23 protein-coding genes are annotated in these 23,614 nt (G+C 57.2%); 7 read left to right on the top strand and 16 right to left on the bottom strand.

What is annotated here, in order from left to right; translation table 11 throughout:
- Positions 1-5: 5 nt before the first annotated feature.
- The 5 genes from ACTRWH_RS15550 to zapE form a co-directional block, all read right to left on the bottom strand.
- Complete coding sequence (locus tag ACTRWH_RS15550) at positions 6-2,702, bottom strand: LuxR C-terminal-related transcriptional regulator (RefSeq protein ID WP_462826584.1); 2,697 nt, start codon at positions 2,700-2,702, stop codon at positions 6-8.
- Positions 2,703-2,991: 289 nt separating this feature from the next.
- Positions 2,992-4,353: a DUF1329 domain-containing protein gene (locus ACTRWH_RS15555; RefSeq protein WP_462826585.1), complete on the bottom strand. Its 1,362-nt coding sequence runs from the start codon at positions 4,351-4,353 to the stop codon at positions 2,992-2,994.
- Positions 4,354-4,386: 33 nt separating this feature from the next.
- Complete coding sequence (locus tag ACTRWH_RS15560; protein ID WP_151982653.1) at positions 4,387-6,276, bottom strand: DUF1302 domain-containing protein; 1,890 nt, start codon at positions 6,274-6,276, stop codon at positions 4,387-4,389.
- A 227-nt stretch (positions 6,277-6,503) separates the two neighbouring features.
- Positions 6,504-7,688, bottom strand: coding sequence for a thiolase family protein (locus ACTRWH_RS15565; protein ID WP_136633035.1), 1,185 nt, complete (start codon positions 7,686-7,688; stop codon positions 6,504-6,506).
- Positions 7,689-7,753: 65 nt separating this feature from the next.
- Positions 7,754-8,851, bottom strand: a complete 1,098-nt coding sequence (gene zapE, locus ACTRWH_RS15570) for a cell division protein ZapE (RefSeq protein ID WP_164732151.1) — start codon at positions 8,849-8,851, stop codon at positions 7,754-7,756.
- 264 nt (positions 8,852-9,115) lie between these two features.
- Here zapE and ACTRWH_RS15575 point away from each other — a divergent pair, with 264 nt between their 5' ends.
- Positions 9,116-9,553 (top strand): Z-ring associated ZapG family protein, encoded by a 438-nt coding sequence (locus ACTRWH_RS15575; RefSeq protein WP_007155665.1) that lies wholly within the window; start codon positions 9,116-9,118, stop codon positions 9,551-9,553.
- 3 nt (positions 9,554-9,556) lie between these two features.
- On the opposite strand, the gene ACTRWH_RS15580 is transcribed toward ACTRWH_RS15575, so the two are convergent.
- The 11 genes from ACTRWH_RS15580 to ACTRWH_RS15630 all read right to left on the bottom strand — a co-directional run bounded on the left by ACTRWH_RS15580 (position 9,557) and on the right by ACTRWH_RS15630 (position 18,243).
- Entirely contained in the window at positions 9,557-10,300 is a 744-nt protein-coding gene (locus tag ACTRWH_RS15580) for a Nif3-like dinuclear metal center hexameric protein (protein WP_036209901.1), read from the bottom strand.
- 34 nt (positions 10,301-10,334) lie between these two features.
- Complete coding sequence (gene hisC, locus ACTRWH_RS15585) at positions 10,335-11,390, bottom strand: histidinol-phosphate transaminase (RefSeq protein WP_075196501.1); 1,056 nt, start codon at positions 11,388-11,390, stop codon at positions 10,335-10,337.
- Positions 11,383-12,705, bottom strand: coding sequence for a histidinol dehydrogenase (gene hisD, locus ACTRWH_RS15590; RefSeq protein WP_213479559.1), 1,323 nt, complete (start codon positions 12,703-12,705; stop codon positions 11,383-11,385). The genes hisC and hisD overlap by 8 nt, the downstream gene beginning before the upstream one ends.
- Before the next feature lie 171 nt (positions 12,706-12,876).
- The gene (hisG, locus tag ACTRWH_RS15595; protein WP_091641007.1) at positions 12,877-13,524 is read right to left on the bottom strand and encodes an ATP phosphoribosyltransferase; all 648 of its coding nucleotides are present in this window, start codon (positions 13,522-13,524) and stop codon (positions 12,877-12,879) included.
- 22 nt (positions 13,525-13,546) lie between these two features.
- A complete protein-coding gene (gene murA, locus ACTRWH_RS15600; protein WP_036209888.1) occupies positions 13,547-14,809 on the bottom strand; it encodes a UDP-N-acetylglucosamine 1-carboxyvinyltransferase in 1,263 nt (420 codons plus the stop codon).
- 27 nt (positions 14,810-14,836) lie between these two features.
- Positions 14,837-15,079, bottom strand: a complete 243-nt coding sequence (locus tag ACTRWH_RS15605; protein WP_036209886.1) for a BolA family protein — start codon at positions 15,077-15,079, stop codon at positions 14,837-14,839.
- Positions 15,080-15,139: 60 nt separating this feature from the next.
- On the bottom strand, positions 15,140-15,481 hold the full coding sequence (locus ACTRWH_RS15610) for an STAS domain-containing protein (RefSeq protein WP_036209883.1): 342 nt from the start codon (positions 15,479-15,481) through the stop codon (positions 15,140-15,142).
- A complete protein-coding gene (locus ACTRWH_RS15615; protein ID WP_036210348.1) occupies positions 15,478-16,131 on the bottom strand; it encodes an MlaC/ttg2D family ABC transporter substrate-binding protein in 654 nt (217 codons plus the stop codon). Before ACTRWH_RS15615 ends, ACTRWH_RS15610 begins: the two co-directional genes overlap by 4 nt.
- A 26-nt stretch (positions 16,132-16,157) precedes the next feature.
- Positions 16,158-16,613, bottom strand: coding sequence for an outer membrane lipid asymmetry maintenance protein MlaD (mlaD, locus tag ACTRWH_RS15620; RefSeq protein WP_007155310.1), 456 nt, complete (start codon positions 16,611-16,613; stop codon positions 16,158-16,160).
- 38 nt (positions 16,614-16,651) lie between these two features.
- Entirely contained in the window at positions 16,652-17,431 is a 780-nt protein-coding gene (mlaE, locus tag ACTRWH_RS15625; protein WP_178380808.1) for a lipid asymmetry maintenance ABC transporter permease subunit MlaE, read from the bottom strand.
- Positions 17,431-18,243, bottom strand: a complete 813-nt coding sequence (locus ACTRWH_RS15630) for an ATP-binding cassette domain-containing protein (RefSeq protein ID WP_036209875.1) — start codon at positions 18,241-18,243, stop codon at positions 17,431-17,433. The genes mlaE and ACTRWH_RS15630 overlap by 1 nt, the downstream gene beginning before the upstream one ends.
- Before the next feature lie 226 nt (positions 18,244-18,469).
- Between ACTRWH_RS15630 and ACTRWH_RS15635 the strand changes: the two genes are divergently transcribed.
- The 6 genes from ACTRWH_RS15635 to ACTRWH_RS15660 all read left to right on the top strand — a co-directional run bounded on the left by ACTRWH_RS15635 (position 18,470) and on the right by ACTRWH_RS15660 (position 23,596).
- On the top strand, positions 18,470-19,450 hold the full coding sequence (locus ACTRWH_RS15635) for a KpsF/GutQ family sugar-phosphate isomerase (RefSeq protein ID WP_036209873.1): 981 nt from the start codon (positions 18,470-18,472) through the stop codon (positions 19,448-19,450).
- On the top strand, positions 19,450-20,007 hold the full coding sequence (locus ACTRWH_RS15640; RefSeq protein ID WP_036209871.1) for a KdsC family phosphatase: 558 nt from the start codon (positions 19,450-19,452) through the stop codon (positions 20,005-20,007). Before ACTRWH_RS15635 ends, ACTRWH_RS15640 begins: the two co-directional genes overlap by 1 nt.
- The gene (gene lptC / locus ACTRWH_RS15645; RefSeq protein ID WP_075196505.1) at positions 20,008-20,598 is read left to right on the top strand and encodes an LPS export ABC transporter periplasmic protein LptC; all 591 of its coding nucleotides are present in this window, start codon (positions 20,008-20,010) and stop codon (positions 20,596-20,598) included. It begins immediately after the preceding gene.
- 82 nt (positions 20,599-20,680) lie between these two features.
- Positions 20,681-21,214 carry a lipopolysaccharide transport periplasmic protein LptA gene (gene lptA / locus ACTRWH_RS15650; protein ID WP_075196506.1) on the top strand — a complete coding sequence of 178 codons (534 nt, stop codon included), beginning with the start codon at positions 20,681-20,683 and terminating at the stop codon, positions 21,212-21,214.
- On the top strand, positions 21,192-21,917 hold the full coding sequence (gene lptB, locus ACTRWH_RS15655) for an LPS export ABC transporter ATP-binding protein (RefSeq protein ID WP_075196507.1): 726 nt from the start codon (positions 21,192-21,194) through the stop codon (positions 21,915-21,917). The genes lptA and lptB overlap by 23 nt, the downstream gene beginning before the upstream one ends.
- A gap of 152 nt (positions 21,918-22,069) precedes the next feature.
- Entirely contained in the window at positions 22,070-23,596 is a 1,527-nt protein-coding gene (locus ACTRWH_RS15660) for an RNA polymerase factor sigma-54 (protein ID WP_075196569.1), read from the top strand.
- Positions 23,597-23,614 lie beyond the last annotated feature (18 nt).

Genomic DNA, 23,614 nt, shown 5'->3' on the forward strand with positions numbered 1-23,614 from the left:
TTTCACTATAGCAACCCCAGTTCACGGGCGCGGACGATGGCCTGCGTGCGTGACTTCACCTCGAGCTTGGCGTTGATACGACGAGCATGGGTTTTGACCGTGTGCAACGAGATGTGAAGGCGGTCGGCAATGTCCTGGTTCGACAACCCCTGGGCAATCAACTCAAGCACTCCCTGCTCCCGGTCGCTGATAGGCTCAGCCAGAGACGCGTGCTCTTTCATGTCGGTGAGACCGTAAAGCCTCCCTATTGCGTCGACAAATGGCGCATCCGGCAGCTGGGTCCAGGTTTTCTCAAGCAGTTCCTGAAGCTCTCCCCTCAGCTCCGCGAAGGGGCTGATGTAGTGCTCTTCTCCTGCCATGGCTATAGTGGCAGTCAGTATTTTCTGGGCAGCGGAAGGGCCTTTCTGGCGCCAGCTAAGGACACTTTCCAGCAGCCTGGAATATAAATCCAAACCGAAAGGCAATGTCTCCCCACCGTTGTCCCGAATGCTCCGGACGGTTTCAGCAGCCTTGATGTCATCACCCCGCGCCAGTTCGATCCTCGCCTGCAGGCATTGCAGCATGCCAGGCATCATCGGGAACATTTCCGGCACGCAATTCACTTCCCGCCATGGTTTGAGCCGTTCCATAGCCTGTGCCGCCGTGTCCGTCTGACCCAGCGCCAGCCAGCCGCTGATTTTCAGAGCCTCAAGCACAGGCACATAGACGGACTCGTCGACCTGCCACGACTGCATAGTTCGCTCGGCACGACCAATCCAGGCAAACGCATCGTCCATCCGATTCTGGGTGCGGCAAATCAACACCCTCAGCGCCATGGCCAGCAGCAACCCAAGATCGCGGGTTTGCTCTGCATGGCGAACACAGGTCACCAACAGCCGGTCTGCTTCCGCCTGTCGTCCCTGGTGCCAAAGCACCATCACCAGATTTAGCTGTAGGCGTGTTTCGCCAACACGTGCGGGCCGCGATGACTCGTTCATGGCGGTATCCAGACCAGTGCGCAGCAGTTGCTCTGCGTGTTTCAACGACCCCTTGCCAAGCTCGATCCGTGCGTGGGCATAGACTGCCAGAACTTCCGAACCAGCGTCTCCAGCCTCTCGAGCCAGCCTTGCGGCAATGCGATTGGCCTCCCGGGCATCGCCAAACCTGCCAGCGGCGCATAGCGCACTGGAACGAACCAGCTGCGTCACCAGCTGGCCCTGAGTAGACAACTCCTCCGCCTGCAGGGCTCTGTCTGCGACCATCAGGGCCTCATCAACACTGCCCTCGCCGCGGAGAATAAAGGCCCTGAGCGCATCGACCCGGCCAGCAAGTTCGGGACGCTCGCCATTATCGAGATCGTTGATCAACATTCTTGCCTGCCTGAACTGACCACCGATGGCATGGACCCAACCGTAGACAATCTTCAGACGCGCGCTTTTCTCCAGCAGCCCCGACGGCAACGACCGGCGAAGCCGAAGCAATGACGCGGTATCCTGGCCAATCAACAAAGCCTCTGAGCCTTCGGAGGCTATCCGGACTGATTCCTCAAGACTGCCGCTGACCAGCGCATAACGCAGCGCCTCGGGAAACTGATGACGGTCACTAAACCAGCGGCTGGCTTTCAGGGCACGCTCCTGCGACTCATCGAGGGCCGGCGTCTGTAACCAGTCGTGCAGCAAAGGGTTCAGGCGGAACCAGCGCCCACGCCCCGGCAATGGACGCAGCGGGATACCACTTTCCGAAGCTGCAGAGGGTCGAAAGGCATGATCACACCCAGCATCAGCCAATGACAGGAACAGTTCGTCCGAGACGATCTCCATTTCCGCCATGATTCTCAGAGAACGCTGTTGGCCAGGCGTTAAATGAATCAGCACAGCGTCCCTGAGAAAACGCTCAACACTGAAGGTTTCCTGTATCGGCAATCGGGATTCCGGCGCGGAGTCCAGTTCCCGCTGGTACAACCCCAAAGGCGTAATCCATCCCTCAGTCAACGAAAACAGATGCTCCACAGCAACCGTGGTCAGTTGATTACGGTCGATCGCAGCGCAGAAGAACTCGAACGTTTCCAGCCGTGTCAGTTCAAGGGAATCCGCGCCGATTCTATTGAATCGGCCTTCCAGTTCGAATGTGTGGGTCTCAAATGGCAGCGGCTTTCTGGACACCATCACCAGCGCCAGACCAGAAGGGATGTTCTCAACCAGCTGCTGAAGCAGGGCGATGGCTGCCGGATTGGCGACGGTGCCAACGTTATCAATCACGAGCACACTGTCGCGGTCCGAGTCGCTCCAGTGAGCATCGGACAATAGTAGGGCAAGCGCATCCGTATTGCTGGAAGCTTTCTGTTGCCCTGACGGTCGCGAGGTGGCACCGGGCGGTGTCAACGCGATTTCAAGCAAGGCCAACAGTCGCCCGGCATCATTTTCCTGCCCGGTCAAAGCCAGCCATCGGAGGGTGTCGGGGCTACGGGAGGTTTCACGGAACGCCGCACTCAGGGCATGAGTTTTGCCATAACCGGAAGGCGCCTCAAGCAACAGAACCGAGCCCGGTGTTATTGCCGCGGTCAGTTTTTCGGTTAGCGCTGGCCTTTTAAGGTAATTCGGAACGGGCTCCGGCATCCGTACTCGCTGGCGCAACAAATCCCTGATCAACTCGCCACGATGAGTACCGCCTAATGTTGACTGGAACTCATCGTTGGCCGCACGGCCATCATCGAATGGTTTCACTCTTTGCCCCGTTGAAAGCCCGGAATCTATGAGCCCGATGGGCCCTTATCCGGCAAATGTGATCTCTGCTTTGTCGTTGCTGCGGCGCCCTGCATCGGGTACGCCTTTAGTATTAGTAGGGAGAGGTTAAACCAAATCAGGGGTAGGCTGCAAAAATTTGACGGGAAGATAACGAAATACCGGCAAATTCCCAACATTCGAGGAAATTCAAGGACTTTAACAAAAAAGCGGCGGACCCAAGGGTCCACCGCTTTCCAGTCAGCCGGGATTGCTCCCGGATAACGGTGACTTACCGCGTACCTGCACGACGCAGAGCAGCGGGTGTGTAGTCACGTGACATGCGATCAACCCCAAACTCGTAAGGGTTGGATTCTTCGTTGGTCAAACCCAGAACCAGATACCGTCCAGACAGCAGGTCGTACAGGGTTTCAATGGCGTACCAGGGAACGATCTGATCGTAGAACTGCATGCTGTGCGCTTCTGCCACACGCCACAGTTCTCCACGACCATCGTAATGATCGATTACCGCCGCCTGCCAGGAGTCTTCATCGATATAGAAGTCACGCTGGGCGTAGATATGACGCTCACCGTCCTTCAGTGTGGCACGCACGTGCCAGACACGGTGCAGCTCATAGCGGGTCAGATTCTGGTTGATATGGCCGGCCTTGATGATTTCGTCATAGTCCAGGCTTCGGTCGACCAGCTTGTAGGAGTTGTACGGAATGTACATTTCCTTCTTGCCAACCAGCTCCCAGCTGTAACGGTCAGGCGCGCCGTTGAACATATCAAAGTTGTCGGAGGTACGCATGCCGTCCGCAGCGGTACCCGGGCCGTCATAGGCAACCTGCGGGGCGCGGCGTACACGACGCTGACCGGCGTTGTATACCCATGCGCGACGCGGTTCCTCAACCTGGTCGATGGTTTCGTGAACCAGCAGTACGTTACCAGCAAGGCGGGCCGGGGCGGTGATGGCCTGCTTGAAGTAGAACAGTACGTTCGGGTCCTGCCCCGCCTCATAGTCTTCCAGATAGGTTTTCCACGTCAGTTCGTCCTGGAATTTCACAACGCTGAAGGCGCCGTCTTCTGTCGGAGTCACCTGCCCTACGTTGCGTTGAACGGAACCACCGCGATAGCGGGTGATGTGGTTCCAGATAACTTCCAGGCCATTCTGTGGAATCGGAAATGGCGTAGCCGTCTGGTAGTTACCCAGGCCATTACCATTCTTGATCAATTCCACACTCGTTGCGTTGTCAACGGTATCCTTCATGACCTGTTCCGGGTATGCAGCGGAACGGTGTGTCTCGTATACCGGCATCACGTATTCGTCATAACGCTTGATCATTGCGACCTGCCCCGGGGACAAGTTTTCCGCATACTGGTCAACGTTGCTCTGGTTGATAGTGAACTTTGGCTCCTCGTTCGGGAACGGGTTCACGTAGATACCATCGTTTTTGTACCCGGCAGGAGGTGTCGTCAGACCTCCATCCCAGGCCGGAATAGCGCCCCCGTTACCCGCTTTCTCAGCACCCATTGGCGTGAGCGAGTCACCGAGCTTGGCCGCTTCCTGTGCGGAAACCGCGCCAAAGGCGTTACCCGCAATCAACGTTGCGGACAGAATGCCAGTGACCAGTAGCTTCTTGTTCAGTTTCATTTAAATTACCTCGTTAAACGAATTCAGGCCGAATCAGAATGAGTAGGAAACGCTCGCACTCACGAAATCACGGTCGGTCAACTCGTTATACGGCTTGCCACCGAAAAAGTTTGTGTAACCGATATTACCGGTTATACGGTTTTGGTATACACCCTGAAGTGACAGGCCGATAGCCTTGTTGCCTTCGTTGAAGTTACCACCAGGCTGCGGCGCATAACCCTGAACGTCATGGCTCCAGGCCAACTGCGGCGACAGGTTGATACCAGCGATTGCGTTCGGGTAGTCCCAAACCAAGCGCGTGCGGTAGCCCCAGGAGAAGGATGTGGTAAAGCCTTCATTAGTACAGTAGCTGGCATTGATGTTGGCACCTGCCTCACAGAAATCACCCGTGAAGTTGGAACCTTCCACCGGCAATGTACCGATACCAAAGGTACCTGAGCGACCGTAACGGGCTTCATCCTCGTCCGGAAGATCGTGAACGTAGGTGGCACCAAATTCCGTGATCAGGGAAAGGCGACTTGCCCCCATGACCTGGTCGAAGAACTTGATCAATGTGAACTGCGCCTGGGAAACGTTGAATCGGTCGTAACCGTCAACAGGCTTTCCTGCCAGGTTGGCTCCTCCGGATTCCTCAAGCCGCTGCTTTTCAAGCTTGCTTAGAATTTCCCCGTTCGGACCACGCTGCTGCAAACCACCATAGATCAGCTCAAACGCGTTCCACTGGAGCGGAACGTTATCACGGAAGCTGTACTCAGCACCCAGTGACCAACCACCCGGGGTGGTGGTGTTGATACTGATACCATAGAGATTGATGTTTTCGGGATACTCAATGAAGTAGCTCGGAAACGTGGAGTTCGGTTCGTTCGGATCGTTCTGTTGGCTGCCGCTGGGTGAAGACGGGTTGTTCACCAAGCCACTGACATACGGCAGACGGCTGTTGTACTTGATGTAGTAGAAACCAAGCTCTGAGTCGTTCAGGGCTGGCACATACCAGCGCAGCGCGACACCAAACTGGTCTTTGGAGTCCGCCTCACGGTCCGCCAGACGAGGAGCAATGAACCCCTGCGCCGCCGCTTGGGAATCAGGCAACTGACCGGCCAACAAAACCGGGCCACAGCCGTCAGCGGCAAAGTCGTTTGTCGAGAAGAATGTGCCACAATCATCTGGGCGAACCGGCTCCCAGTCAGCTTGCACAAACGCTTCAACAGTCACGTTTTCCGTAATACCCGCCGAGGCATAGAACATTTCAACAGGCAACAGCGCGTCTTTTAGTTCGGAGCCTGGTGCCCGGAAGGCAGGTACGTCGACCGGGTTAATGGTATTGATACCGCCCTGGATGAACGTACTTTCACCCCAGCTCAACACCTGCTTGCCGTAACGGAGACTGACCGGAACATTACCAAAGTACCAGTCCGAGAATACGTAGGCGTCAAGGATTTCACCGCCAGAGGCATTATCTTTGGCTTCGTCGTTCAGTTCACGGCGCTGACCGACGGGGTCCACGGCCCGGTTCTCATCTTTCAGTTCGAAGTCATACCAGTACCGACCACGCACAAAACCACCAACGCGAGTCAGCGTGTCGCTGTCTACGTTGTAGTTGAGGAACAGCTCGCTGTTGCCTTTGACGATTTTGGAGTAGGTATCCCCTTTCTCGAAGTTGAGGTTACCGTCATCATAGTTGTTGGTGGACGCACCAACAGTGGTGTTTGCAAACTGTGGCCCCAAGTTACCCTGGGCAATCAACCTTCGGTCCTGTGACTCGGTACGCCAGCCAATGCCCGCCGACAGCGTCGTATTGAAAGAGGCTTCCACATCCCCCACGTAAAATGAATAGGCAGCTGCCTGCCCGGATACTCCGGCTGCAACCGCTACGGCCAGCGGCAACTTGGTCCACTGCTGCCATTGATGTGTTTTTCTTGTCATTGGAAGGCTACTCCATTGTTGTTCTGAGTCGCTGCTCTGATTATTGGTGTTCACGATGTTTGGAGGCTTCATGCACAGTGCTCGTGATGTTGGCACTATAGCTAACGCCATCGAACGCTTTGATCAGTCAAAAGTATGATTTTACGATTACGCCCCTCTCTGCGGCAGACTTCCCTCGCACTGACTCACTATAGTCAACAAATTTGGATGCAACCAGCCGGCACAAATCACAGCAATTCAATAGCCATCGCCGTTGCTTCGCCACCACCAATACACAGTGCTGCAACGCCCTTCTTCTTGCCGTAGTGCTTGAGGGAGTGCATTAGCGTCACCAGCAGGCGGGAGCCGGTGGAGCCCACCGGATGGCCCTGGGCGCAGGCGCCGCCGTGGATATTAACCTTCTCCGGGTCCAGGCCGAGTTCGCGGATGGGCATCATCGCCACCATGGCGAAGGCTTCGTTGATCTCAAACAGGTCCACGTCGTCTTTTGTCCAGCCGGTTTTGGCGAAAAGGGTTTCGATGGCACCCACCGGAGCACAGGTAAATTCCGACGGATGCTGGGACTGGGTGCTATGGGCAACAATCCGTGCCAAGGGTTTAAGGCCGCGCTTTTCGGCTTCGGATTCACGCATCAACACCAGTGCAGAGGCTCCATCCGATATTGACGAGGCATTGGCCGCGGTGACCGTGCCGTCTTTGGCAAAGGCCGGGCGCAGGCTCGGGATCTTTTCGATGTTGGCGTTGTGGGGTTGCTCGTCGTCCTCAACCACTACCTCGCCTTTGCGGGTTTTGACGGTAACCGGGATGATTTCATCTTTCAGCAGCCCTTCTTCAATGGCTCTCTTGGCCCGGGTCAGGGAGGTAATCGCGTATTCGTCCATCTCTTCCCGGGTGTAGCCTTTCTTGTCGGCCATTTCCTGAGCGAAAGCCCCCATCAGCCGACCGGTTTCCGCGTCTTCAAGGCCGTCCAGGAACATATGGTCCTGAGGCGCCTGGCCAGGCCCCATGCGGTAACCACTGCGAACACCCTGAAGAATGTACGGTGCATTGGACATGCTCTCCATACCACCGGCAACCATAATATCGTTGGTGCCGGCCTTGATCACATCGTGGGCAAACATGGCGGCTTTCATGCCCGAACCGCAAAGCTTATTGATCGTAGTGGCACCAGTGCTGTCCGGTAGCCCTGCCTGGCGCATTGCCTGGCGAGCCGGCCCTTGCTTGAGCCCTGCCGGCAGGACATTGCCCATGATCACTTCCTGCACGTCTGCCGGCTGCAAGCCGGCACGGCGGATAGCTTCGGCAATACTGATAGCGCCCAGCTCCGGCGCGGAAACCGCGGCTAGACTGCCCTGGAATCCGCCCATGGGGGTGCGCACACCGCTGACGATGACGACGTTGTCTGTGCTCATTGCTTGATCTCTCTATAGTTTGGGTAGTTCGTTATCAGATTGGACTTCGTTTAGTCCGACGCCTATCAGGCCTTGTGAGGTGCCTCGAGGTATTCCCTGGATTGCATTTCCAGCAACCGGGACTCCGTGCGCTCAAACTCAAACCCTAGCCGCCCGCCGGCATACAGGTCCGTAATCGAAGCTTCTGCGGAAATGATCACCTTGACGTTGCGATCGTAAAATTCGTCAATCATGTTTATGAATCGCCGAGCCTGATCGTCCTTGTCTTTTCCCAGCACCGGGACATTGCTGATAATCACTGCATGGAACTCCCGCGCCAGCTCGATGTAGTCGTTCTGGCTGCGCGGGCCATCGCACAGAGTCTTGAAATCAAACCAGACCACGTCATCGGCGTGGCTGAGGGCAGTCAGCTTTCGGCCGTTGATATCCAACTCCAGGCTGTGGCTGCCCGCCTCAAGCGCAAGCCCGTCGTAACTTTTCTGAAGGCTCTTGTCGGCATCCTCATCCAGGGGAAAGTGGTACAGCTCAGCCTGTTCCAGGGTTCTCAGGCGATAATCCACACCGCCATCCACATTCACCACCTCGGTGTGTTTCTTGACCAGCGCGATGGCGGGCAGGAAGCGGGCACGCTGCAGGCCATCCTTGTAAAGCCCGTCAGGCAGGATATTGGAGGTACAAACCAAGGTCACACCACGGCTGAACAGACCATCCATCAACGTTGCCAGTATCATGGCGTCACCGATGTCAGAGACAAAAAATTCGTCAAAGCAAATCACCCGGGTTTCGTCCGCAAACATTTTCGCCACGATATCCAACGGGTTTTTCTCGCCTTTCAGGCTTTTCAGTTCCTTGTGAACACGCTGCATAAACCGGTGGAAGTGCACCCGCATCTTGCGATCAAAGGGCAGAGCTTCATAGAACGTATCCATGAGGTAAGTTTTACCGCGACCCACGCCGCCCCAGAAATACAAACCCTTCACCGGATCTTCTTTGCCCTTCTTGAACTTGAGGCGAAGTTTGACCATCGGTTTGTCACGCTCCCTTTCCGCCGCCACCAGTTTGTCGTAAAGTGACTGCAAACGGCGGACCGCATCTTCCTGGGCCGGGTCTTTGTGAAACTCGGGCCGCTCAAGGTCCTGCTGGTATCGTTCCCATGGGGTCATATGGGTAGTGGTCATACGGATTCGCTTTTGGGGTGTCATTAAGGCGTTTCCCGAAGTATGGTCATTCATAACGGCGGCGTATTGTGGCCGATTTTGGCTTTTTTCGCCACGTTCAACACCCTGAGAAACCGCTGCAACAGCGGGGGCGAGCCAGACATACGACGCAATACGACGATTGGCGCACGAGGCAATCGTGCGTGAACGGGCCTTGGGACGGTATACTTCGGGAAGGAATTCCTATTCATTAAAAGGATCATACAGCTTATGACAAACCTGATTCTGGCAGCCATCGCCGCATTGATTGTCGGCATTGTCATCGGAGTACTGGTTGGCCGGTCTGGTCAGGGCTCTACGCTGCGGCAGCGCCGGGCTGAACAGCAGATCGAGGAGCTGAGAAACGAGTACACACGCTATCAGGCGCAAGTGAACGAGCATTTTATGGAATCTGCGCATCTGCTGCGCCGCTTCAACGACACCTACCGGGACGTAAATCAGCACATGGCGCGGGGCGCTAACCGCCTGTGCAACGACGAAGACTGGCTGTTGGAGCTCGAGAAAGAGAACGCCAAGGCGCGTCTGGAAGGCGCCGCCAGCAAGGATGATGCAGAGCCACCCCGGGACTACGCCCCCAAGAGCGACCCCCAGGAGAAAGGCACCCTCGCCGAAGACTTTGGCCTGGCCGAAAAGCAGCAGAAAGCCTGACGCTTACACCGGGTTATCGCAGTCGATAAACCGGTGACTTACCCCAAATGCTTGCTCCAGGGCCCGCCCCAGGGCCTGAACGCCATACCGCTCAGTGGCGTGATGGCCAGCTGCGTAGTAATGAATACCGCATTCCCGGGCAGTATGGGTAGTGGGTTCTGAAATCTCGCCACTGATGTAAGCATCCAGCCCGGCTTCCAAGGCGCTGCCAATGAACCCCTGAGCTGCACCGGTACACCAGCCGACCCGGGAAATCTCTGCGGAGCCGTCCCCGACCCAAAGCGGAGCACGGGCCAGACGCTCTCCGATCAACTCCGCGAACGCCCGGGGCGCCATCGGGGCGCTCAGTTCGCCCTGCCACACAAGTCCGCCCAGTGGCCGGGGATTGAGAATACCCAACACGTCGGCCAACTGCCGATTGTTGCCATACTCAGGGTGATCGTCCAACGGCAGGTGGTAAGCAACCAGATTGATATCGTGCTCCAGCAGGCGCTTGATCCTGTCCCGTTTCATGCCACGGATGGCCTGATCCTCACCTTTCCAGAAATACCCGTGATGCACCAGAATCATGTCGGCATCGGCTTCGATCGCCGCGTCCACGAGCGCCCGGGAAGCCGTGACGCCACTTACTATGGTACGGACCTCTTCAGTGCCCTCGACCTGCAGGCCATTAGGGCAATAGTCCTTGAAGTCTTGCGGGGCCAACCAGTCGTTCAGTGTGCGGAGTATCTCATTGCGTGAAGCCATGCTGCCTCCGTGGGTTTGCCTTGAATGTCTCGTGTTACACCAACGGTTTAAGGCACTCGACCAGTCGCTTGTTCTGGTCCGCCGTGCCGATGGTGATGCGCAGGAAGTCCGAGATGCGGGGCTTATTGAAGTGACGCACGATAACCCCCTTCTCCCGAAGCCCCTTCGCCAACGCCTCACCGGCATGATCCGGGTGGCGCGCAAGAATAAAGTTGGCCTTTGAGGGCAATACATCGAACCCCAAGGCTTCCAGTTTCGAGGTAACCCACCCTCGCTCGCCAATGACGCCTTCGCAGGTGGCTCGAAACCAGTCTTCATCCTCGAATGCTGCAATGGCGCCGACCTGAGCCAGGCGGTCAATAGGATAAGAGTTAAAGCTGTTCTTGACGCGGTTCAGGGCTTCGATGACCTCCGGGCTGCCGATGGCGAAACCGACGCGCAACCCGGCCAGGGAACGGGCCTTGGACAGCGTTTGGCAGACCAGCAGATTGGGATATTTCCCCACCAGCTTGATCGCACTCTCGCCGCCGAAATCCACATAGGCTTCATCCACAACCACGACCCGGTCGGGATTGGCGGCGACGATAGCCTCAACCTTATCCAGCGCCAGGTAACGCCCAGTGGGCGCATTGGGATTGGGGAAGATGATGCCGCCGTTCGGCTGCTTATAGTCCTTGGGATCAATCTCAAAGCTGTCGGTCAGCGGTACGGTCTTGCCTTCGATGTTGTAGAGGCCGCAATACACCGGATAAAAACTGTAGGTGATATCGGGGTACAACACGGGCTCACCGTGCTGGAACAGACCATAAAAGATGTGTGCCAGCACTTCGTCGGAACCGTTACCGAGGAAAACCTGCTCGCCCTGCACGCCATAGTAATTCGCGATGGTGCTTTTCAGAGCTTCACTTTCGGGGTCCGGATAAAGCCGAAGGCTGTCATTCAGTTCCGTGTTGATCGCCTCGATCACCTTCGGAGACGGGCCGAAAGGGTTTTCGTTGGTATTCAGTTTCACGAGGTTGGCCATTTTCGGCTGCTCCCCCGGTACATAGGGGACCAACTCTTTGACCCGTGAACTCCAGAACTTACTCATCTGACTGGCCCTCCCGAACCCGATACTCTGCAGAACGGGCGTGAGCCGTTAACCCTTCTCCACGCGCCAGAACAGAGGCAACTCGCCCCATCTTGTCGGCACCGGCTGCAGAAAAACCAATCAGGGACGACCGTTTCTGGAAGTCATAAACCCCCAGAGGAGAGGAGAAACGCGCCGTCCCGGACGTCGGCAACACATGGTTCGGCCCGGCGCAATAATCGCCCAGCGCCTCCGCCGTATAGCGCCCCATAAAGATGGCACCGGCATGGCGAATCTCGTCCACCAGATTTTCCGGATCTTCCACCGAAAGCTCCAGGTGCTCCGGCGCAATACGATTGGAAACGCGAGCCGCTTCCGACAAGTCGGCCACGTGAATCAGTGCAGCTCGATCCGTCATCGAGGTAGCGATGATGTCGGCCCGCTCCATGGTCGGCAGCAGCTTGTTGATGCTGGCTTCCACGGCATCCAGGAAATCGGCATCGGGACTGATAAGAATGGACTGAGCCTGCTCATCGTGCTCGGCCTGAGAGAACAAATCCATGGCAATCCAGTCTGGGTCAGTCTCGCCGTCACAAATCACCAGAATCTCCGAAGGACCGGCAATCATGTCGATACCAACGGTTCCGAACACCTCTCGCTTGGCGGTAGCGACAAAAATATTGCCCGGCCCAACAATCTTATCGACGGCAGGAATGGTCTGTGTGCCGTAGGCCAAGGCACCCACCGCCTGGGCACCGCCCACACAGAACACACGATCCACACCGGCAATCGCCGCAGCGGCGAGAACCATATCGTTCACCACACCATCCGGCGTAGGAACCACCATGATCACCTCGCCCACGCCCGCGACCTTAGCCGGGATGGCGTTCATTAGCACGGAGGAGGGATAGGCAGCCTTGCCACCGGGCACATACAGCCCTGCCCGATCCAGCGGCGTGACCTTCTGACCGAGTACAGTGCCGTCATCGTCTTTATACTGCCAGGACGTCTGATTCTGGCGCTCGTGATAGTCACGCACCCGCTCGGCGGCCTTCTCAAGGGCAACACGCTGCCCCTGGGGAATAGCCTCCAGCGCCTGCAGCAACCGCTCCTGCCCCATTTCCAGCTCAGCAACAGTGCCAACCTTCAAGCGATCAAACTTCTCGGTAAACTCCAGAACCGCAGCATCCCCACGGGTTTTCACCTCATGCAGGATATGACGAACCGACTCATTCACCTGATGATCCACACTGTCTTCCCACGCCAATAGCTTGGCCAGCGCACTGTCAAAGTCACTGTCGGAAGCGTTCAATCGTCTGATGCTGATATCGGTCATCACTAAATCCTGTTTCGGATTGTTTACTCTTTGTGTTTAAGGCAACGCCTTGGCATGGGAAGTGATCAGGGACGGCTTTCCAAAACTGTACGGAGCCATGGATGGCGAAGTCCAAGCGTCACATGGACGTGCCGAAGGAGCGTGTTTTGGAAAGCCGTCCCTGAGTGCTTCTTACTCTGAAGCTCGCCTTTTTTCAACGGCGATCGACATTTTCTCAATTATGGGATTAATGCCCCGGTGTTTCATCTTCATCGAGGCACGGTTAACCACAAGGCGAGAACTGATGTTTTCAATCAGCTCGCGAGCCTCAAGACCATTCGCTTTCAAGGTATTGCCGGTATCAACGATATCGACAATCTCGTCGGCGAGCCCGAGAATCGGAGCAAGCTCCATCGCACCATAGAGCTTGATGATATCGGCCTGCCGCCCCTGGGCCGCGTAATAGCGCCGAGCCAAGTTTACGAACTTGGTCGCCACACGCAAACGGCCCTCTGGCGCTTTGCAGTCTTTCTTCCCGGCCGTCATCAACCGACACCGGGAAATATTCAGGTCCAGCGGCTCATACAGCCCCTCACCGCCGTGCTCCATCAGCACATCCTTACCGGTTACCCCCAGATCCGCTCCACCGTATTGCACATAGGTGGGCACGTCGGTGGCCCGAAGGATCAAAACCCGTACGTTCGGGTCCGTGGTGGGAAACACCAGTTTCCGGGACTTCTTAACATCGTCGACCAGCTCGATACCCGCTTCTCTTAACAGCGGCAGGGTCTCGTCGAGGATTCGCCCCTTCGACAGCGCGATGGTGATGGAATCGGTCATGCGTCTTTCCGGTTCAATGTGTTCAGGCTGGCAGGCGGCGGATACTGGCACCCAACAGCTGCAATTTTTCTTCGATACACTCGTAGCCACGGTCGATGTGGTAGATGCGATCAACGATGGTGTCTCCATCCGCCACCAGCCCGGCAATGACCAGGCTCGCGGACGCCCGCAGGTCCGTTGCCATCACCGGGGCACCGGTGAGGTGATCCACGCCCTTGATGATCGCCGCGTTGCCCTCAAGAGTAATGTCCGCACCCATGCGGATCAGTTCCTGCAGGTGCATGAACCGGTTCTCGAAAACCGTTTCCACGATGGTGCCAGTGCCTTCGGATACCGCGTTCATCGCCGCAAACTGCGCTTGCATATCGGTCGGAAACGCAGGGTATGGCGCTGTGCGTAGGCTAACCGCTTTTGGCTGATTGCCTTTCATATCCAGCGAAATCCAGTCCTTGCCCGTATCAATGTGGGCACCGGCCTCTTCCAGCTTCAGCAGGACCGCTTCCAGCAGATCCTCGCGGGTATCCTTGAGCTTGACCCGGCCACGGGTAGCTGCTGCTGCAACCAGGTAGGTGCCGGTTTCGACGCGATCCGGCAGCACATCGTAGTGACAGCCATGCAAACGCTCGACACCGTTGATCTCAATCGTTGCGGAGCCATGACCCTTGATGTCAGCACCCATGGCGATCAGGCATTCAGCGAGATCCACCACTTCCGGTTCCCGGGCAGCGTTTTCCAGGATGGTTTTACCATCGGCCAACGCGGCAGCCATCATCAGGTTTTCCGTACCGGTGACGGTCACCGTGTCCAGGAAGATGTGCGCGCCTTTCAGGCGGCCATTGGTCTTTGCCTTGATATAACCGTTTTCGACCTTGATGTCGGCGCCCATCTGTTCCAGGCCATGAATGTGCAGGTTCACCGGCCGGCTACCGATGGCACAGCCACCCGGCAGGGACACTTCCGCTTCACCAAAGTGCGCTACCAACGGCCCTAACACCAGGATCGAGGCCCGCATGGTTTTCACCAGCTCGTAGGGCGCATGGAACTGCTTGATGGTGTTGGCGTGAACTTCGACGCTCATTTTTTCGTCGATCATCAGTTCCACACCCATGCGGCCCAGCAGCTCGATCATCGTGGTGATGTCGTTCAGGTGCGGCAGGTTGCCCACGGTCACCGGCTCATCCGCCAACAGGGTGGCAGCCAGAATCGGTAGGGCGGCGTTCTTGGCGCCGGAAATCCGGATTTCGCCATCGAGAGGCTTGCGGCCTCTGATCAGAAGTTTGTCCACAATGGTGTCCTGTAGTTTGCGGGCGTGTCAGCCCTGGCGCGCGGCCCATTCAGCCGGTGTAAAGGCCTTGGGGTGCAGGGCATGAATGGTACCGTCCAGAATGTGCTGGAACAGCGCCTTGTTGATCAGTTGCTGCCGTTTGATGGTTGGCAAACCCTCGAATACATCGCCCACTACAACAACAAGATAGTGATTGCCATCGACCTGCACTTCGACCTCACAGCCGGGCAGCGCCTCTTTAACCAACTCGGCAACTTCGGTGGCTTCCATAAATAATCCTCGGGCGTTTTTAAATCAGGGGCGAGATTGTAACCAATTATGGCATTCGGGTCAGCTATGGTGCAGGTTTTCAGAAGAGGACTGGGCGGAAAAACCCGGCAAATGGCGATCAAGGCCGCTCAGGGCCGCCAAAGAGTTCAGCCGTTCACTTACGCCGGTAAATCGCAGAGCCTGACTGCGGGCAACTGCAAGGCGGTGCCAACACAGCAGCAGAGACAGCACCACGCTGTGCGCGGTGCCCATGGCGGACAGGTCCACCTGTAAATCCGCCTTGCTCGCCCGTATCCACTTCTCGCCTTCCTGCCTGACAGAAATCACGGTGAGCGGATCAACCGCGCCGCTCACCAATAGCGTGTCGCCATCAAGAGTCACCACGGGCCGGCTCGCATTCATGATTTGTCGACTTCACCTTCGAGATTCAGCGATTCCACTGCATCGCCCCAGTCGTTGATAACAGCCTGGACCTTGCCGCCGCTCTTCTCCATCTCCTGGCTGAAACGATCACGGAAAGCCAGCCCGATGTTCACACCTTCGACGATCACGTTTTCCATCATCCAGCGACCTTCATCCGTTTCGTACATGGAATAAGTCACAGGGTAGCGGTTGCCAGAGGCACTGATCACCTCCATACGCACAGACGCCCGACCGTCGTCATTCGGGTTGATCGTGGCTTCCTTTACCTCGATGGTAAAATCGTCAGCACTCACCAGAGCCTGAGCGTAACTGTCGAAAAGACTGCGCTTGAACTTCTCAACAAACTCGTCGCGCTGCTCCGGTGATGCCTGCCTTGCATAGCGACCCATGACCCGGGCGGCAATTCGGCGAAAGTCGACGAAGTTCTTCAGCTCCTGATCCATGCTCCGATAAAACGCCTGTGGATTCTGCTCGTACAGGCCCTTTTCCTGATGGAGCTTGTCGACCAGGCGCTGGGTATTTTTATCCACATACGTGCGGAGGTCCTCCTCTGGTCCGGCGTGGGCCGGTGCTGCCAGCGCCACCATCAGCAACGCAACAATCATCAGGCTATGTCTGATCAGAACCATGGTTTTCTCCCGTGAACCACTTTCTTTCATTGTGACTGCCCGGAGGCAAAGTTGGATATGAGCCGCTCAAGATTCATGGCGGATTGTGTGGAATAGAAGGTATCCCCGTCCCCCAGGGACTCCATATCACCGCCCACCGATATATCAATGTACTGTTCACCAAGCAGCCCGGATGTACGTATTACTGCTGAGCTGTCCGCCGGAATATTATCCACACTGGCATTAACATCAATGGTCACGCGGGCCTGGTAGGTTTCCCGATTCAGGGTTATCTCCCGGATCTTGCCGACCGTGACACCAGCCATGGACACTTTTGCCCGGGGCGTCAGCCCGCCAGCGTCGTTAAAATTGGCGTAGAGCGTGTACGAACTTTCCGGGGCCTTCGGTGTCAGCCCGCTGACCTGCAACGCCAGGAACATTATGGCGGCGATGCCTGCGATCATGAACAGCCCCACAATCACTTCTGTTGTTCTCTGTGCCATTCCGGCCCCCTGTTTCCTGACGTTTCAGTATACCGCGGTCAGAAGTCACCAAACATGACGGCGGTAAGCACAAAATCCAGCCCGAGTACGGCCAGCGACGAATACACCACGGTTTTCGTGGTTGCGGCACTGATACCAGCTGAGGTGGGCACACAGTCGTAACCCTGATAGACCGCAATCCAGGTACAGACGAACCCGAACACGAGGCTCTTGACGACACCGTTCAGAACATCGGCGGTGAAGCTTACGGAAGACTGCATGTTGCCCCAGAAAGAGCCTTCAAACACGCCCAGCCACTCCACACCCACGAGCATGCCGCCCCAGATACCAACCACCGAGAACACCGCAGCCAGCACGGGCACTGAGATAAAGCCCGCCCACAACCGCGGGGCAATCACCCGACGCAGCGGATCAACACCCATCATTTCCATGCTGGAAAGCTGCTCGGTGGCTTTCATCAACCCGATTTCCGCCGTTAGTGCGGAACCCGCACGGCCGGCAAACAACAGCGCAGTCACTACGGGGCCCAATTCCCGCACCAGAGTCAGGGCAATCATCTGACCGATCGCGGCCTCAGACCCGTAGTCACTGAGAATGGTGTATCCCTGCAACCCCAGAACCATCCCGATAAACAGGCCGGACACCACAATGATGGCCAGGGACAGAACTCCGACCGAGTAAAGTTGCTTCAGCAACAGCGGAAAACCAACCGAGGGCCGCGGAACACCTGCCAGGGCACCGACAAGGAAACGCCCGGAGCGGCCCAGCGATGCAATCACGTTCATCCCCAATCGGCCAAAAGCCGCCAGCCGGTCCATCAATCCCCCCTCCCGGCAACACTCCAGTCCTGAGCCGCATCGGCAGCCGGATAGTGGAACGGCACCGGACCATCCGGATGACCACGCAGGAACTGCTGAACCTGCTCCGATGGGTGCGCCCTCAATTCCTCGGGCGTGCCGTCGCCGATAATACGACCGTCCGCAACGATACAGGCGTAGTGGCAGATACTCAGGGACTCCGGCACATCATGGGATACCAGCACACTGGTCAGGCCCATGGAGCTGTTGAGATCCCGGATCAGCTTCACCAGCACACCCATGGCAATCGGATCCTGGCCGGTAAAGGGCTCGTCGTACATGATCAGCTCAGGGTCCAGCGCGATGCTGCGGGCCAGGGCCACGCGCCGGGTCATACCACCTGACAGCTCTGCCGGCATCAGATCCCGGGCTCCGCGAAGCCCCACAGCTTCGAGCTTCATTAGAACGATGTCGCGGATCATGTCCTCCGGCAAGGTGGTATGAACCCTGAGCGGGAACGCCACGTTTTCAAAGACACTGAGATCCGTGAACAGCGCTCCACTCTGGAACAGCATCCCCATCTTTTCCCGCAGACGGTAAAGCGCCTTGCGCTTGAGCTGAGGAACGTTCTCCCCCGCTACGAATATGCTGCCCGAATCTGGTTTCAGCTGGCCGCCGATCAGCCGCAACAAGGTAGTCTTGCCAGTGCCACTCGGCCCCATGATGGCGGTAATCTTGCCGCGGGGAATGTCCAGGCTGACGCCATCAAAGATACGACGATTCCCGCGACTGAAAACCACGTCTCTCAATTCAATGTAGGGGGATGTGTCCATACCTGCTTCCAAAACCGCCTGAGTGTCGGTGAACCCGCATTCCCAGCCTTTAATGAGTGCGCTACATTATGTCAACCTGCCGTGAACCTCAATCCATCCTTCACAAAATGAACTGATGTCAATGATCAGTTTTGCTGAACGTCTTGTCATGAAGGGCAGCCAAAGCCCTTGAAGTGATATACTTTTGTCACGACGAAAGCATCAACATTTCGAACCCGGAAGCCAGATGAACACCGAAACCAGCCAGACCTTCAAAGAATCCGCCCTCCGAGCCATCGAGATCGAGCGTGAGGCCATTCACGCTCTGACCGACCGGATTGATGACCGTTTCGTCCGCGCCTGCGAAGTAATCATGGCGTGCAAGGGGCGTGTTGTCGTGACCGGCATGGGCAAATCCGGCCATATCGGCAACAAGATCGCTGCCACCCTCGCCAGCACCGGAACGCCCTCGTTCTTCGTACACCCGGGCGAGGCCAGCCACGGTGACCTGGGCATGATCACCAGTCAGGACGTGGTCCTGGGCATTTCCAACAGCGGCAACACCAGCGAAGTGCTGACCATTTTGCCGTTAATAAAGCGCATGGGAGCCCCGCTGATCAGCATGACAGGCAACGAGAACTCCACCCTGGCTCGGGAGGCCGTTGCCAACCTGGATATCAGTGTCGCCCAGGAGGCCTGTCCTCTTGGCCTGGCCCCCACCTCCAGCACCACGGCCACTTTGGTGATGGGCGATGCCCTGGCCGTGGCACTGCTTGAAGCCCGGGGGTTCAGCACCGAAGACTTTGCGCTCTCACACCCCGGTGGCAGTCTGGGCCGCAGGTTGCTGCTGCGTGTCAGCGATATTATGCACACTGGGGACCAGATCCCCCGAGTGCAGGAAGACACCACCCTCAGCGGCGCATTGCTGGAGATTTCCCGCAAGGGGCTGGGTATGACGACGGTCATTAATGCCGAGGGCGACCTGGTCGGTGTATTTACAGACGGCGACCTGCGCCGCACCCTGGACCGCTCCGTGGACATTCACAACACGCCGATTGCCGAGGCCATGACCCGCAACGGTCGTGTGATCCACGATGACCAACTGGCCGCCGAGGCACTGAACATGATGGAAGAGCTGAAGATCAACGCCCTGCCCGTCATCAATCGTGACGGCAAACTGACCGGCGCTATCAACATGCACGACCTGTTGCGGGCGGGAGTGATCTGATGGCCGACACTCTGCGCCCTCAATGGCCAGCGGAGCTGATTGAAAAAGCCGCTGCCATTCGCCTGCTGGCCCTGGATGTGGACGGCATCATGACCGACGGCACGCTGCTGTTCAGCGCTTCAGGCGATGAAATGAAAGGGTTCAACATTCTCGACGGCCTGGGCATCAAACAGGTTATGGCTGCTGGCATCAACGTTGCCGTCATTACCGGACGGCGCTCGCCGCTGACAGAGAAACGCATGAATGACCTCGGCATCCCACACCTGATGCAAGGCCGAGAGGACAAGAAAATCGCCCTGCGGGAACTGGCGGCAAGGCTGGAGATCGCGCCACACCAGATTGCCTACATGGGTGATGACCTGCCGGACCTGCCCGCAATCCGTTACGCCGGACTGGGCATAACAGTACCCAACGGCTACTGGCTGGTGCGCCAGCACGCGGATTTTTGCACGTCGGCCGCAGGGGGTAGCGGCGCGGTCCGTGAAGCCTGCGAACTGCTGCTCTGCGCCTGCGGGCAGCTCAACGCAAGCCTGCAACCCTACCTGGAGCAGGACTGAATGGCCGCTGAAGCCCTCTTTACCCGGCCCTGGGTACGAACCCTAGGGCTGGCTGTCACGATAGTGGCACTGTTTTTCCTGCTCTGGCAAAGTGACGAGTCATCAGAGCCGGTGGATGCCGCCGCGCTGAGAGGCGAATCGGAACCAGACGGTTTCGTGGTCAATGGTCGCTATCTGTCTTTCGACGAGACCGGGCGGCTTACCGCACACTTCGAAAGCCCACGTATCGAGCAATTCGAGGCCCGCAACGAAACCATTATGGAATCGCCGAATGCGACGCTCTACGGCGACCCCGGCAACGCACCCTGGCAAGTCCAGGCCAACAAAGGCCAATTCATGGAAGCTGACGACCTGGTCCACTTGACGGGGGATGTTCGGGTGTCCCAGCAAGCCCAAGGTGGGCGCCCCCTGACATTAACCACGTCAACGCTGACACTGGATAACACAGAGCGTACTGTTTACACAGACGCCCCGGTGGAACTGACCGACTCGTTCAGCCTGACCCGCGCAACCGGCATGAAGGCATGGATTGATGACCGAATCCTCGAACTCGACTCTGACGTGGAAGGACGCTATGAGACCGGCAAGTAAATTCATGCCCAACCCTCACCGCAATAGGCACCAACCGGTGGCATCGCGCCCGGCAGTCTCAGCGATTGTCCTGGCGCTGACAATGACCGTGGGCATGCCGTTCGCCGCGGCCTTTGATCTTGAGTCTGACCAACCCATCAGGGTCAATGCCGACAACGCGCGGCTCGACGAAGGCCAGGGCATTGCAACCTATACCGGCTCGGTTGAAATGAGCCAGGGCGATGCCAACCTTATGGCGGACAAAGTTGTACTCCACCGGGATGAGAATGGCGTCAGCCGCATTGAAGCCACCGGTACCCCGGCACGCTACCGCCAGCCTGCCATGGAAGGCCAGGGCGAAACCGACGCCCGTGCGCTAACGATCACCTGGTCCGCCTCCGACAACCGGGTTACCTTTCAGCGCGAAGCTGTGATCGAACAGGGCGGCAACCTGTTCCGGGGCGACGTCATTCATTATGACAGCGCCGAACGCGTGGTGACCGCAGAAGGCTCTGCTGACCAGGGCGATGGCAGCGGTCGCGTCGAAATGGTCATCCAGCCGCGCGGCAACGCCGGTAGCAATCCAGATAACAACCCTAACGGACAGGATATCGATGGCAGTTCTCAGGGCCAGTAACCTCGCAAAAAGCTACAAACAGAAGAAGGTCGTCATCGACGTTTCCCTGGAAATTCGCAGTGGCGAGATCGTCGGCTTACTCGGCCCCAATGGCGCGGGCAAAACGACGTGTTTCTACATGATTGTTGGCCTGGTTCCCGCCGACAACGGTCGAATCACCATCGACAATCAGGACATAACGCCGCTGCCCATGCATGGTCGTGCCCGCAAGGGAATCGGGTACCTGCCCCAGGAAGCATCCGTGTTCCGCAAGCTTACCGTACGCGACAACATACTGGCGATCCTGGAAACCCGCCGCGAACTCAAACGCGCTGACCGGGAGGCCAAGTTAGAGGAACTGCTTGAAGAGTTTCACATTACCCACATCCGCGATAGCGTCGGCATGGCCCTGTCAGGCGGCGAGCGACGACGGGTGGAAATTGCCCGGGCGCTGGCGATGGAGCCGGCGTTCATCCTGCTGGACGAACCCTTCGCCGGAGTCGACCCGATCTCCGTGAGCGACATCAAGCAAATCATCCGACACTTGCGGGACAAGGGCATCGGCGTACTGATCACCGACCACAACGTGCGGGAAACCCTCGACATCTGCGAGAATGCCTACATTGTCAGCGGCGGCCACATCATTGCCTCTGGTAATTCGGACGATATACTGGCCAACCAGCAGGTCAAGGAAGTGTATCTGGGCAACGAGTTTCGCCTGTAGTACACTCGGCAAAGAACTTGCTTGGTGCGGCAAGTAGCCAGCATACAAAGAGTTTTTGTGCAACCCCGGCTCCAGAAAGCGCCCTGATGACGTAAAGAGAGAGCCTGAGTGACGGAAGAGAGAGACCGAGTGACGGATCCTGAACCATGGTTATGAAAGCCTCACTACAGTTAAAGCTGGGCCAAAGCCTGACCATGACGCCCCAGCTGCAACAGGCTATCAGGCTTCTGCAGCTCTCCACCCTGGACCTCCAGCAGGAAATCCAGCAGGCATTGGAATCCAACCCAATGCTGGAAACCTCCGAAGACGACGACAACCAGAATCCGGAATCAACGGACAGTGACAACGAGTCGTCTGAAACGGCGTCAACCGAGGAATCCAACACCGCTTCAGACACCGCTACTGAGTGGGACGAATCCGAAAACGGACCTGACTGGTCATCAGAAACGGACAGTCCCGACACCATTCCCGACGATCTTCCCGTCGACACCGCCTGGGATGACATTTACCAGTCAGCCCCCGCGTCAGCAGCCCGTAACGACGACGAAAACGACCACGACTTCGAAACCCGTAACTCCCCCACCGAAACGCTCCAGGACCACCTGGAATGGCAACTGAACCTGACGCCCATGAGCGAGCGGGATCAGGCCATCGCCCATGCCCTGATGGATGCGGTTGATAACCATGGCTACCTGACCTCTCCGCTTGAAGAAATTCATTCAGGCATGGTGGACGAATCCGACGAAGACCCGCTGGAACTGGACGAAGTGGAAGCCGTTCTTCATCGCCTGCAGCACTTCGATCCACCCGGCGTGTTCGCCCGTAATCTGCAGGAATGCCTGCTGATCCAGCTGAATCAGCTGCCCCCGGAAACACCCTGGCTGGCTCAGGCGCGACTGGTGATTACCCACTACATAAACCTGCTGGGTAACCGTGATTACGCCCAGCTGTTACGCCGCAGCCGCCTGAAAGAAGAGCAGCTACGGGACGTTCTGGCACTTATTACCGGGTTAAACCCCCGTCCCGGCGACACCCTGGATCAGGCCGAGCCAGACTACGTCATCCCGGATGTGATCGTGCGCAAGCACAATGAACGCTGGCGCGTGGAACTGAATCCTGAAATTGCACCGCGCATTCGTGTGAATGCAAGCTATGCTTCTCTTATAAAGCGTGCGGACAGCAGTGCTGACAACACCTACCTGCGGGACCAGTTGCAGGAGGCAAAGTGGTTCATCAAGAGCCTGCAGAGCCGCAACGAAACCCTGCTTAAGGTGGCCACGCGCATTGTCGAGCACCAGCAGGGATTCCTGGATCATGGCGAGGAAGCCATGAAACCATTGATTCTCTCGGATATTGCCCAGGCGGTGGAAATGCACGAGTCGACCATTTCAAGGGTCACCACCCAGAAATACATGCACACGCCGCGGGGCATATTTGAACTTAAGTATTTTTTCTCGAGCCATGTCAGTACCGACGAGGGTGGAGAGTGCTCATCCACGGCAATCCGCGCGATGATCAAGAAGCTGATTGCAACGGAAACTCCGAAAAAGCCATTGAGCGATAGCAAAATTGCAGCCATGCTAGGAGACCAGGGTATCAAGGTGGCTAGACGAACCGTGGCCAAGTATCGCGAGGCAATGCACATTCCTCCGTCCAACGAGCGAAAGCGATTGGTGTAGGAAGCGTCTGTTCCCGGC

It is taken from the genome of Marinobacter sp. G5_S1_61_S3, assembly GCF_054968585.1.

Coding starts and splice junctions, on each gene's coding strand:
- ACTRWH_RS15555 (WP_462826585.1), bottom strand. CDS start 4,353: ATGAAACTGAACAAGAAGCTACTGGTCACTGGCATTCTGTCCGCAACG.
- ACTRWH_RS15560 (WP_151982653.1), bottom strand. CDS start 6,276: ATGACAAGAAAAACACATCAATGGCAGCAGTGGACCAAGTTGCCGCTG.
- ACTRWH_RS15565 (WP_136633035.1), bottom strand. CDS start 7,688: ATGAGCACAGACAACGTCGTCATCGTCAGCGGTGTGCGCACCCCCATG.
- zapE (WP_164732151.1), bottom strand. CDS start 8,851: ATGACCCCATGGGAACGATACCAGCAGGACCTTGAGCGGCCCGAGTTT.
- ACTRWH_RS15575 (WP_007155665.1), top strand. CDS start 9,116: ATGACAAACCTGATTCTGGCAGCCATCGCCGCATTGATTGTCGGCATT.
- ACTRWH_RS15580 (WP_036209901.1), bottom strand. CDS start 10,300: ATGGCTTCACGCAATGAGATACTCCGCACACTGAACGACTGGTTGGCC.
- hisC (WP_075196501.1), bottom strand. CDS start 11,390: ATGAGTAAGTTCTGGAGTTCACGGGTCAAAGAGTTGGTCCCCTATGTA.
- hisD (WP_213479559.1), bottom strand. CDS start 12,705: ATGACCGATATCAGCATCAGACGATTGAACGCTTCCGACAGTGACTTT.
- hisG (WP_091641007.1), bottom strand. CDS start 13,524: ATGACCGATTCCATCACCATCGCGCTGTCGAAGGGGCGAATCCTCGAC.
- ACTRWH_RS15605 (WP_036209886.1), bottom strand. CDS start 15,079: ATGGAAGCCACCGAAGTTGCCGAGTTGGTTAAAGAGGCGCTGCCCGGC.
- ACTRWH_RS15610 (WP_036209883.1), bottom strand. CDS start 15,481: ATGAATGCGAGCCGGCCCGTGGTGACTCTTGATGGCGACACGCTATTG.
- ACTRWH_RS15615 (WP_036210348.1), bottom strand. CDS start 16,131: ATGGTTCTGATCAGACATAGCCTGATGATTGTTGCGTTGCTGATGGTG.
- mlaD (WP_007155310.1), bottom strand. CDS start 16,613: ATGGCACAGAGAACAACAGAAGTGATTGTGGGGCTGTTCATGATCGCA.
- mlaE (WP_178380808.1), bottom strand. CDS start 17,431: ATGGACCGGCTGGCGGCTTTTGGCCGATTGGGGATGAACGTGATTGCA.
- ACTRWH_RS15630 (WP_036209875.1), bottom strand. CDS start 18,243: ATGGACACATCCCCCTACATTGAATTGAGAGACGTGGTTTTCAGTCGC.
- ACTRWH_RS15635 (WP_036209873.1), top strand. CDS start 18,470: ATGAACACCGAAACCAGCCAGACCTTCAAAGAATCCGCCCTCCGAGCC.
- ACTRWH_RS15640 (WP_036209871.1), top strand. CDS start 19,450: ATGGCCGACACTCTGCGCCCTCAATGGCCAGCGGAGCTGATTGAAAAA.
- lptC (WP_075196505.1), top strand. CDS start 20,008: ATGGCCGCTGAAGCCCTCTTTACCCGGCCCTGGGTACGAACCCTAGGG.
- lptA (WP_075196506.1), top strand. CDS start 20,681: ATGACCGTGGGCATGCCGTTCGCCGCGGCCTTTGATCTTGAGTCTGAC.
- lptB (WP_075196507.1), top strand. CDS start 21,192: ATGGCAGTTCTCAGGGCCAGTAACCTCGCAAAAAGCTACAAACAGAAG.
- ACTRWH_RS15660 (WP_075196569.1), top strand. CDS start 22,070: ATGAAAGCCTCACTACAGTTAAAGCTGGGCCAAAGCCTGACCATGACG.